Here is a 10,409-nt window from a genome sequence, read left to right as displayed (position 1 = left end):
GCCGAATCCGGCATGGTGCGGCGGGCACCGGCGGCAGCCCCTATCATCCGCCCCGAAAATGTGATGCTCTCCGGCCCGGGGGGATCGCGGCGATGCGGACCGGTGCACAGCTTCTCGTGGATTGCCTGCTGGCGCAGGGGGTGGACACGGCCTTCGGCGTGCCCGGCGAGAGCTATCTCGCGGTGCTCGACGCGCTCTACGACGCCGCGGAGCGGATCCGGATGGTGCCGAACCGCCAGGAGGGCGGCGCGGCCTTTATGGCCGAGGCCTGGGCCAAGCTGACCGGGCGCGTCGGCATCGTCTTCGTCACCCGCGGCCCGGGCGCGACCAATGCCGCCATCGGGGTGCATACGGCGATGCAGAACGCGACGCCGATGATCCTCTTCGTCGGGCAGGTCGGCACCGAGGCGGCGGGGCGGGACGCGTTCCAGGAGATCGATTACCGCGCGGCCTTCGGGCCGATCGCGAAATGGGCCACCGAGATCGGCCATGCCGACCGCGTGCCCGAGACCATCGCCCGCGCCTTTTCGGTGGCGCAATCGGGCCGGCCCGGCCCGGTGGTGGTCGCCCTGCCCGAGGACGTGCTGACCGCCCCGACCGGGGCCGCGCCCGGCCCTTCGATCTGCGTGCCGCGCCCCGGGCCGGGCGCCGGGGCGCGGGAGGCGGTGGCGCGCCTCCTCGGCCAGGCGCGTGCGCCCCTGGTGATCGCCGCCGGGCGCTGGTCCGAGGCCGGGCGGGCGGCGCTCCGGCGCTTCGCCGAGACGAACCACCTGCCGGTCCTCGCCGATTTCCGGTGCCAGGATCTGCTCGACAACGACAGCCCGAGCTATGTCGGGGATGCGGGGCTCGGGAAGACGCCCGGGGTGCGCGCGCTGATCCGCGACGCCGACGTGCTGCTCGCGCTCGGCAGCGAGCTCGGCGAGATCACCACCGACGGCTACGGGCTGCTCGCCAGCCCGCAACCGGCGCAGCGGCTGATCCATGTCCATCCCGGCCCGGAAGTGCCGAACAAGGTCTTCTCCGCGGAACTGGCGCTCGCCTGCCGTCCCGAGGATCTGCTCCTCGCCCTCGATGGGATCGAGCTGGACGGCCGGGCGGCCTGGGCGCCGCGCACGGCGGCGGCGCGGGCCGCGTGGATCGCGAGCCTCGCCACCCCGCCGCAGCCGGGCGCGCTCGACATGGGCGCGGTCATGGCGCATCTCGGGGAAGTGCTGCCCGAGGGTGCGATCCTGACCAACGGGGCGGGCAATTTCACGATCTGGCTCAACAAGCATTTCCGCTTCCGCGGCGGCACGAGGCTGCTGGCGCCGCAATCGGGCGCGATGGGCTACGGCCTGCCCGCCGCCATCGCCGCGAAGCTGGCGGCCCCCGAAGCCTGCGTGGTCTGCTTCGCGGGCGACGGGGATTTCCAGATGACGGCCTCCGAGCTCGGCTGCGCGCTCCAGACCGGCGCGCGGCCGATCGTGCTCGTGCTCGACAACGGCAGCTACGGCACGATCCGCATGCATCAGGAGCGCAGCTTTCCCGGCCGGGTCAGCTTCACCGACATCGTCAATCCCGATTTCGCCGCGCTGGCCCGCGCCTATGGCTTCCACGGCGAGCGGGTGGCGCGCAGCGAGGATTTTCCCGCCGCCTTCGCCCGCGCGCGGGCCTCGGCAGGCGGCGCCCTGCTCACTCTCGCGATCGATGTCGAGAGCCTCACGCCGCGCCAGACGCTGAGCGCCATGCGCGAAGCCGCCGAGAAAGGTTGACCCCATGCCCGAATTCGAACGCATCCTGATCACCGGCGCCGCCGGCAGCCTCGGAAGCCATCTGCGGGCCGGCCTGCCGCATCTCGCCGCGCGGCTGCGGCTGGTGGATGTGAAGGACATGGGCGCGGCGGCGGCCCATGAGGAGATCGTGCAATGCGATCTCGCCGACCGGGAGGAGGCGCTGGCGGCGACGAAGGGTTGCGACGCGATCCTGCATTTCGCCGGCCAGCCGCGCGAGCAGAGTTTCGACGAGATCATGGCCGACACCCTGCCCGCCGCCTACAACGTCTACGAGGGCGCGCGGCGGAACGGGGTCCGGCGCGTGGTCTATGCGAGCTCGATTCATGCGGTCGGCTTCCATGCCGTCGAGGCGGTGCCGGATACCGAGGTGCCGCACCGGCCGGACACCTTCTACGGCCTGACCAAGACCTTCGTGGAGGATCTCGCGAGCCTCTACTGGGACAAGTTCGGGGTGGAGAGCGTCTGCCTCAGGATCTGCTCCTGCTTCGAGGCGCCGCAGGACCGGCGCATGCTCTGGTCCTGGCTCTCCTTCGCCGATTGCGTGCGGCTGGCGGAGGCCGCGCTCACCGCGCCGCGGGTCGGCTTCTCGGTGATCTACGGCACCTCCGACAATGCGCGTGCCGCGGTCTCGAACGCGCGGGCGGGCCATATCGGCTACCGGCCCCGGGACAGCGCCGACGGCTTCGCCACCGAGGTGATCGCGCGCAGCGAGCGCCCCGATCCCGCCGCGGTGGGCACGCGCGTGGTCGGGGGCTGGTTCGCCGCCACGGGCCATCCCGACGATGGCGAGTGACGCCGATGTGGTGATCTGCGGCGGCGCCGCGCTCGGCAGCGCCACCGCCTGCCATCTGGCGATGCTCGGCTTTCCCGGCCGCGTGGTGGTGGTCGAGCCCGACCCGAGCTATGCGCGCGCGGCGACGGCGCTGGCGGCGAGCGGGATCCGGCGGCAGTTCTCCCATCCGCTCAATGTCCGGATGTCGGCCTATGGGCTCGAGTTCATCCGCGGCCTCGGCGTCGATTTCCGCGAGAATGGCTATCTGACCCTGGCCGGGAGCGAGGCCCAGGCCGCGATCCTGCGCACCAATCATGCCGTGCAGCGCGCCGAGGGGGCGGAGATCGCCCTGCTCGATCCCGGGGCGCTCGCCGCGCGCTTCCCGCATCTCGCGACCGGGGATCTGGTGCTGGGCGCGCTGGGCCTGAGCGGCGAGGGCTGGTTCGACAACATGGGGCTGCTCGCCGCCTTGCGGGCGCGCGCGAAGGCGGCGGGCGTCGTCTATCTGGCCGATGCGGTCGCGGGGCTCGATCTCGCGGGGGATCGCGTGGCGGCGGTGCGGCTCGCCGGCGGCGGGCGCATCGCCTGCGACTGGTTCGTGAACGCCGCCGGCGGCCGGGGTGCCGAGATCGCGGCGCTGGCGGGCATCGCGCTGCCGGTCGAGCGGCGCAAGCGCACGGTCTTCGTCTTCGCCGCGGCCGATCCGCCCGAAGGGCCGCTGCCCCTGACGGTGGAGCCCTCGGGCGTCTGGTGGCGCCCCGAGGGCGAGGGCTTCATCGCCGGCGCAACGCCCGATCCCGATCTCGCGGTCGGGGCGGAGGATTTCGAGCCGGCGCATGCGGAGTGGGAGGATCTCGTCTGGCCGGCGCTCGCCACGCGCTCGCCGCGTTTCGAGGCGCTGAAGCTGCGCGGCTTCTGGGCCGGGCATTACGACATGAACCTGCTCGACCGCAACGCCATCGTCGGCCCGCATCCGGCGATCGGCAATTTCCTCTTCGCCAACGGCTTCTCCGGCCACGGGCTGCAGCAGGCGCCGGCGGTGGGGCGGGCCCTGTCGGAATGGATCCGGCAGGGGGCGTTCCGCAGCCTCGATCTCGCGCCCTTCGGTTTCGCCCGCATCGCTGCGGGCCGGCCGGATCCCGAGCGGGCGGTGATCTGATGGATGCCTTCGCCGTTCTCGCCGCGACCTGGCCGCCCGCGGAGGCGGTGCGCCTCGGGCCCTGGACGCTGCGACGGGGGGCGGGGGGCGGCAGCCGGGTCTCGGCGGCGACCCTCGAGGGCGAGGAGGGCACGATCGAAGCGGCCGCAGAGGCGATGCGCGCCTGGGGCCAGGTGCCGCTCTTCATGATCCGCAACGGCGAGGCGGCGCTCGACGCGCGCCTCGCCGCCATGGGCTACGGGCGGCGCGACCCGACGCTGATCCTCGCCGCCCCGAGCGATGCGCTGGCGGCGCCGGAGGATGGCGGGACCACGGTGCGCTGCAGCGCGCCGGTCGCGCGCATGGAGGAGATCTGGGAGGCCGGGGGGATCGGCCCGGGCCGGCGCGCGGTGATGGCGCGGGTGGCGGGCCCGAGGGTCTGGCTGCTCGGCCGGCAGGGCGACCGGCCGGCGGCCTGCGCCTTCGTGGCCGTTCATGGCGAGACCGCCATGCTCCATGCCCTCGAGGTCGTCCCCGAGGCCCGCCGCATGGGCATGGGGTCGCGGCTGACGCGCGCCGCGGCGCGCTGGGCGGCGGCGCGGGGCGGCGCGGTGCTGGCGCTGGCGGTCACCGAGGCCAACGGGGCCGCCCGCGCGCTCTACGGCGGGCTGGGGATGCGCGAGGTCGCCCGCTATCATTACCGGGTCGCGCCGGATGCGCCGGCGGTTCCGTTGCCGATGCGGAACCGCTAGGCTGGCGCCTGGGTTTCGGTCGTCCCGAGGGGGTATATCCATGAAAGTCATCGTGCTCGGCGCCGGCGTCATCGGCGTCACGACCGCCTGGTATCTGGCGCGGCAGGGCGCGGAGGTGCTGGTGCTCGACCGCCAGTCCGGGCCGGGCATGGAGACGAGCTTCGCCAATGCAGGCGAGCTCTCCTACGGCATGACCTCGCCCTGGGCGGCGCCCGGCGTACCCAAGAAGGCGGTGCAATGGCTCTTCATGCGCCACCGGCCGCTCTTCATCTGGCCGATGATCAGCCCGCGGATGTGGGCCTGGGGCCTGCGCATGCTGATGAACTGCAACCCGGAGGCCTATCGGCGGAACAAGAGCCGCATGGTGCGGGTCTCGAACTACAGCCGCGACGCGCTGACCGACCTGATGGCCGAGGTGCCGCTGGACTTCGACCAGCGCGAGCAGGGCACGCTCCAGGTCTTCCGCACCGAGAAGCAGGTCAAGGCGTCCAAGGCCGACCAGGAGGTGCTGGCGGAATTCGATTCGCCCTTCGAGGTGCTCGACCGCGACGGCTGCATCGCCGCCGAGCCCGGCCTCGCCCATGTCTCGGAGAAATTCGTCGGCGGTCTGCGGCTCCTCGCCGACCGCACCGGCGATTGCCGGATGTTCACCCTCGCGCTGGCGGAGAAGGCGAGGGAGCTCGGCGTCACCTTCCGCTACGGGGTCACCATCCAGTCCTTCGCGGTGGAGGCCGACCGGATCGTGGGGGTCGAGACCGACACCGGGCGGGAGACGGCGGACCGCTATGTCTGCTGCCTGGGACCCTATGCGCCGATCGTGCTGCGGAGCGTCGGCATCCGGCTGCCGATCTATCCGATCAAGGGCTATTCCATCACCCTGCCGGTGAAAGATCCCGAGGCGGCGCCGCAATCGACGCTGATGGACGAGACCCACAAGGTGGCGATCACCCGCCTCGGCGACCGGATCCGCGTGGCGGGCCAGGCGGAGATCATCGGCTACAACCGCAAGCTGGGGAGCAGCGCGACCGATACCGTGCGCTATGTCGTCAACGACCTCTTCCCGAAGGGGGGCGATCTCGCCCGCGCCGAGGGCTGGACCGGGCTCAGACCGATGACCCCGGACGGCACGCCGGTGATCGGGCCGACCCGCTACGACAATCTCTATCTCAACACCGGGCACGGGACGCTGGGCTGGACCATGTCGGCGGGATCGGGGCGCGCGGTGGCCGATGCGGTGATGGGCCGCGACCCGGAGATCTCCTTCGACGGCCTGACCGCGGAGCGTTTCGGGCAGTAGGGGAAGGGTCGCAGGTTTGTCGTGCCAGCGCCCCTTGCGACCGGCCCTTCGGTCCGAGACCGAATCTCGGGACAGGGAAGAGGCCGCGCCCAGCGCGGCCCGCAGAGCATCCCCGGACCGAAAAGGCGAGGCCCCGGCGGCGCCTTGCCCGGTCCGGTCGCCCGGAGGCGCAAGCCGCAGGGCGAGGGGGTGCAGCGTCACCGTCGGTCGAGGTTCGGGACGGGGCGGCCCTGGACGGCGTGCAAAGCGCGCCGGCCCCCGGCAGGGCCTGCGCGGCCCGATCGCCACGGGTCGATCGAGCTGGGGACACCCGGCCCTTGGTGGGATGAGGGTCGACGGCGAGGGGCGCCGGTAGGACGGGCCTACCCGGTCCTGCTCATGGTGTGCAGCAATCGCGCGGCCAGCCGCGCCGTGCGCCCGTCCAGATCCAGGCCGGGGCTGAGTTCCGCGATATCGGCGACGGCGAGCTTGCCGCTGTCGCGCAGCGATTCGATCAGCGGCTCGATCACCTCCACGGCGACGCCGCGCGCCGCCGGGGCGCTCACGCCCGGGGCCACCGCCGCCGGGAAGACGTCGAGGCAGGTGGTCATGTAGATCAGGTCGCATCCCGCGAGGAAGCCCGCGAGCTCCCGCCGTGTCGCGTCGAGATCGGCCAGCGTCATGTCCCTGTCGAGCCGGAAGCGGACGCCGAATTCCTCGGCCCGCGCGAAGAGATTGGCGGTATTGGCGGCCTGGCTCACGCCGAAGCAGAGATAGCGGAAGGGCCAGCCGCGCTCCGCGCAGGCACGGGCGATCTGCGAGAAGGGCGTTCCCGAGGAGATCACGAATTCCGGGCTGCGCAGGTCGAAATGCGCGTCGAAATTGACGATGCCGATGACCGGCGCGGCCGGGAGGGTCTCGGCATGGCGGGCCAGCCCCAGCCAGGAGCCATAGGCCATCTCGTGCCCGCCCCCCATCACCAGCGGCAGGTGCCCGCCGCGCAGCGCCCCGGCGACCGCGGTGGCGAGCGCGTCATGGGCGGCGTCGAGATCGCCGTCGGCGCAGGCGATGTCGCCCGCGTCATAGACCGGCGCCGCGGAATGCCAGGCGAGCGGCCCCAGTGCCTTGCGGATGGCGAGCGGCCCGTCGACCGCGCCCGGCCGGCCCTTGTTGCGCCGGACCCCTTCGTCGGAGCGGAAGCCGATCAGCACCCGGCCCGGCGGGGAAGCCTCGCCGAGCGGCGCGACGACCTGATGCCAGCGCTCCGTCCGGGGCTCGGGATCGACGCGCCCGGTCCAGAGGCTCATGTCAGGCTGCATCGCGCATCTCCCCGGCGAGCACCCGCTGCCGCAGGCGCGCGGGCCCGAAGGCATAGGCGAGCTCCGCCGGCTGCTCCACGTCCCAGAGGCAGAGATCGGCCTGCATGCCCGGCGCGATGGTGCCGAGCCTCTCGCCGAGGCCCAGCGCCCGCGCCGCATTGGCGGTGATGCCGCGCAGCGCCTCGGTGGGGGTCAGCTGGAAGAGGGTGCAGGCCATGTTCATCATCAGCAGGATGCTCGAGAGCGGCGAGGTTCCGGGATTGACGTCGGTCGCCACCGCCATCGGCACACCGTATTGCCGCAGCAGCGCGATCGGCGGCCGCTGGGTCTCGCGCAGGAAATAGAAGGCCCCGGGCAGCAGGGTCGCCACGGTGCCCGAGGCGGCCATGGCCGCGACCCCGGCCTCGTCGAGATATTCGATATGGTCGACCGAGAGCGCGCCGTGGCGGGCGGCCATCGCGCTGCCGCCGAGGTTCGAGAGCTGCTCGGTATGGCCCTTGATCGCCAGCCCGTGCCGGGCGGCGGCCTCGAAGACTCTTTCGCATTGCGCCACCGAGAAGGCGATCGATTCGCAGAAGACGTCGACCGCATCGGCCAGCCGCGCCTCGGCGGCGGCCGGGATCATCTCCTCGCAGACCAGGGCGATGTAATCGTCGCTCCGGCCGGCGTATTCCGGCGGCAGGGCATGGGCGCCGAGCAGGGTCGGGGAGACCCGGATCGGGAGCTCCTCGGCCACGCGCCGGGCGACGCGCAGGAGCTTGAGCTCGGTCTCGAGGTCGAGCCCGTAGCCGGACTTGATCTCGATCGTCGTCACCCCTTCGGCCATCAGCGCGCGCAGCCGCGGCAGCGCCGCCGCGAAGAGCTCCTCTTCGGAGGCGGCGCGGGTTTGGCGCACGGTGCTGAGGATGCCGCCGCCGCGCCGGGCGATCTCCTTGTAGTCGGCGCCTTCGAGGCGTGCCTCGAATTCGGCGGCGCGGTTGCCGCCATAGACCACATGGGTGTGGCAATCGATGAGACCGGGGGTCATCACGCCCTGGCGCGCCACGATCTCGTAGCCCTCGAGCGCGGCCTCGCTCAGATCCTGCGCCTGGACGACCTGGCGGATGGTATCGCCCTCGACCAGAACCGCCATGGGTTCTTCGTGCTGCATCGCGCCGTCGAAGAGCCGCACCCCAAGCCACGCCTGCCTGCTCGCCATGTTCATTCGCCTTCCTCCCCTGTTCTTCGCATGTCCCGCCAGCCGGACGGCGCGGTCCGGACGGGGCGCCCGGCGCCGCGGCCCGGAGGCCGGGCGCCGGGCGCGGTTAGTCACGGCCGCAGCATCGGCATGTTGAGGCCCTTCTCGCGGGCGCATTCGATGGCGATCTCGTAGCCTGCGTCGGCGTGGCGATAGACCCCGGTCGCGGGGTCGTTCCATTCCACCCGCGCGATGCGCCGGTCGGCCGCCTCGCTGCCGTCGCAGCAGATCACGATGCCCGAATGCATGGAATAGCCCATGCCGACGCCGCCGCCATGGTGCAGCGACACCCAGGTCGCGCCGCCCGCCGTGGCCAGCATCGCGTTCAGGAGCGGCCAGTCGGCGACCGCGTCGCTGCCGTCCTTCATCGATTCGGTCTCGCGGTTCGGGCTGGCGACCGAGCCGCAGTCGAGATGGTCGCGGCCGAGCACGACCGGCGCCGAGAGCTCGCCGTCGCGCACCATCTTGTTGAAGGCGAGCCCGAGCCGGTGGCGGTCGCCGAGCCCCACCCAGCAGATGCGGGCCGGCAGCCCCTGGAAGGAGATGCGCTCGCGCGCCATGTCGAGCCAGTTATGCAGATGGGGATCGTCCGGGATCAGCTCGCGGACCTTGGCGTCGGTCTTGTAGATGTCCTCCGGATCGCCGGAGAGCGCCACCCAGCGGAACGGCCCCTTGCCGCGGCAGAAGAGCGGCCGGATATAGGCGGGCACGAAGCCGGGGAAGTCGAAGGCGTTGGCCACGCCCTGGTCCTTGGCCTCCTGGCGGATGTTGTTGCCGTAATCGACGGTCGGGATGCCCTGGGCGTGGAAGTCCAGCATCGCCTGGACATGGACCGCCATGGATTTCCGCGCCTCGCGGGCGACCTTCTCCGGGTCGCTCTGGGCCTCCGAGCGCCACTGGCCCACGGTCCAGCCGATCGGCAGGTAGCCGTTGATCGGGTCATGCGCCGAGGTCTGGTCGGTCACCGCATCCGGCTTGATGCCGCGCCGGACCATGTCGGGCAGGATCTCGGCGGCATTGCCGAGCAGGCCGACGGAGACCACCCTGCCCTCGGCATGGGCGCGCTCGACGATCTCCAGCGCCTCTTCCAGGGTGCGGGCCTTCTCGTCCACGTAGCGCGTGCGCTTGCGGAAATCGATGCGCGTCTCGTCGCATTCGACGGCGATCATGCTGAAGCCGGCCATGGTCGCCGCGAGCGGCTGGGCGCCGCCCATGCCGCCGAGCCCGGCGGTGAGGATCCACTTGCCCCTGGTATTGCCGCCGAAATGCTGCCGCCCCATCTCGACGAAGGTCTCGTAGGTGCCCTGCACGATGCCCTGGCTGCCGATGTAGATCCAGGATCCGGCCGTCATCTGGCCGTACATCATCAGGCCCTTGCGGTCCAGCTCGTGGAAATGCTCCCAGGTCGCCCAGCGCGGCACCAGGTTGGAATTGGCGATCAGTACGCGGGGCGCGTCCGCATGGGTCCGGAGCACCGCGATCGGCTTGCCGGATTGCACGATCAGGGTCTCGTCCTCCTCGAGGGTCTTGAGCGTGTCGAGGATCCTGTCGAAGCAGGCCCAGTTGCGCGCGGCGCGGCCGATGCCGCCGTAGACCACCAGCTCCTCCGGCCGCTCGGCGACGTCGGGATCGAGGTTGTTCTGGAGCATCCGGAACGGCGCTTCGGTGAGCCAGCTCTTGCAGGAGAGCTCGGTGCCCACGGGCGAGCGTATCACGCGGGTGTTGTCGAGACGGGGATCATTCATGGGTCGGTTTCCTCCTCAATTGGCAGTCGTCGTGGCGAAAGGGACAGCGGTCGGGGTTGCTCTATCCATGCACGCGCTCGCGTCAGAGTACCATCGCCGCGATCCAGCCCGCCGCCAGCAGCGGCAGGTTGAAATGCAGGAAGGTCGGCACGACGGTGTCCCAGATATGGTCGTGCTGGCCATCGGCGTTGAAGCCGGCGGTCGGCCCGAGGGTCGAATCGGATGCCGGCGAGCCGGCGTCGCCCAGCGCCCCCGCGGTGCCGATGAGCGCCACGGTCGCGAGCGGCGAGAAGCCGAAGTTGATGCAGAGCGGCACGTAGATCACCGCGATGATCGGCACCGTCGAGAAGGACGAGCCGATCCCCATGGTGATCAGGAGCCCGACGAGCAGCATCATG

9 protein-coding genes are annotated in these 10,409 nt (G+C 71.6%); 5 read left to right on the top strand and 4 right to left on the bottom strand.

Annotated features, from left to right (window positions below):
* The first annotated feature begins 92 nt into the window (after positions 1 to 92).
* From V7050_RS13200 to V7050_RS13180, 5 genes are read left to right on the top strand one after another with little or no spacing between them, the layout of a single operon-like run.
* The gene (locus tag V7050_RS13200) at positions 93 to 1,751 is read left to right on the top strand and encodes a thiamine pyrophosphate-dependent enzyme (RefSeq protein WP_324410653.1); all 1,659 of its coding nucleotides are present in this window, start codon (positions 93 to 95) and stop codon (positions 1,749 to 1,751) included.
* A 4-nt stretch (positions 1,752 to 1,755) separates the two neighbouring features.
* Positions 1,756 to 2,565: an NAD-dependent epimerase/dehydratase family protein gene (locus tag V7050_RS13195; RefSeq protein WP_324368844.1), complete on the top strand. Its 810-nt coding sequence runs from the start codon at positions 1,756 to 1,758 to the stop codon at positions 2,563 to 2,565.
* A complete protein-coding gene (locus tag V7050_RS13190) occupies positions 2,555 to 3,703 on the top strand; it encodes an NAD(P)/FAD-dependent oxidoreductase (protein ID WP_324368842.1) in 1,149 nt (382 codons plus the stop codon). The genes V7050_RS13195 and V7050_RS13190 overlap by 11 nt, the downstream gene beginning before the upstream one ends.
* Entirely contained in the window at positions 3,703 to 4,434 is a 732-nt protein-coding gene (locus V7050_RS13185; protein WP_324368840.1) for a GNAT family N-acetyltransferase, read from the top strand. The genes V7050_RS13190 and V7050_RS13185 overlap by 1 nt, the downstream gene beginning before the upstream one ends.
* 40 nt (positions 4,435 to 4,474) lie before the next feature.
* A complete protein-coding gene (locus tag V7050_RS13180) occupies positions 4,475 to 5,731 on the top strand; it encodes a D-amino acid dehydrogenase (protein WP_324368838.1) in 1,257 nt (418 codons plus the stop codon).
* Between the two features lie 362 nt (positions 5,732 to 6,093).
* On the opposite strand, the gene hutG is transcribed toward V7050_RS13180, so the two are convergent.
* From hutG to V7050_RS13160, 4 genes are all read right to left on the bottom strand, one after another.
* Positions 6,094 to 7,029, bottom strand: a complete 936-nt coding sequence (gene hutG, locus V7050_RS13175; protein ID WP_324375455.1) for a formimidoylglutamase — start codon at positions 7,027 to 7,029, stop codon at positions 6,094 to 6,096.
* Positions 7,019 to 8,179, bottom strand: coding sequence for an imidazolonepropionase (gene hutI, locus V7050_RS13170; RefSeq protein WP_442885625.1), 1,161 nt, complete (start codon positions 8,177 to 8,179; stop codon positions 7,019 to 7,021). Before hutI ends, hutG begins: the two co-directional genes overlap by 11 nt.
* A gap of 158 nt (positions 8,180 to 8,337) precedes the next feature.
* Entirely contained in the window at positions 8,338 to 10,011 is a 1,674-nt protein-coding gene (gene hutU / locus V7050_RS13165; protein WP_324410651.1) for a urocanate hydratase, read from the bottom strand.
* An 82-nt stretch (positions 10,012 to 10,093) separates the two neighbouring features.
* On the bottom strand, positions 10,094 to 10,409 hold a 316-nt coding region (locus V7050_RS13160; RefSeq protein ID WP_324410649.1), incomplete at its 5' end, for a Na+/H+ antiporter NhaC family protein.

The organism is Amaricoccus sp., from assembly GCF_036846665.1.
GTDB lineage: Bacteria > Pseudomonadota > Alphaproteobacteria > Rhodobacterales > Rhodobacteraceae > Amaricoccus.
The sequence above is the reverse complement of the archived record's forward strand: the minus strand, read 5'-3'. Positions and strand labels throughout refer to the sequence as shown.

Coding starts and splice junctions, on each gene's coding strand:
- hutU (WP_324410651.1), bottom strand. CDS start 10,011: ATGAATGATCCCCGTCTCGACAACACCCGCGTGATACGCTCGCCCGTG.
- V7050_RS13180 (WP_324368838.1), top strand. CDS start 4,475: ATGAAAGTCATCGTGCTCGGCGCCGGCGTCATCGGCGTCACGACCGCC.
- V7050_RS13200 (WP_324410653.1), top strand. CDS start 93: ATGCGGACCGGTGCACAGCTTCTCGTGGATTGCCTGCTGGCGCAGGGG.
- hutG (WP_324375455.1), bottom strand. CDS start 7,029: ATGCAGCCTGACATGAGCCTCTGGACCGGGCGCGTCGATCCCGAGCCC.
- hutI (WP_442885625.1), bottom strand. CDS start 8,179: ATGCAGCACGAAGAACCCATGGCGGTTCTGGTCGAGGGCGATACCATC.
- V7050_RS13185 (WP_324368840.1), top strand. CDS start 3,703: ATGGATGCCTTCGCCGTTCTCGCCGCGACCTGGCCGCCCGCGGAGGCG.
- V7050_RS13190 (WP_324368842.1), top strand. CDS start 2,555: ATGGCGAGTGACGCCGATGTGGTGATCTGCGGCGGCGCCGCGCTCGGC.
- V7050_RS13195 (WP_324368844.1), top strand. CDS start 1,756: ATGCCCGAATTCGAACGCATCCTGATCACCGGCGCCGCCGGCAGCCTC.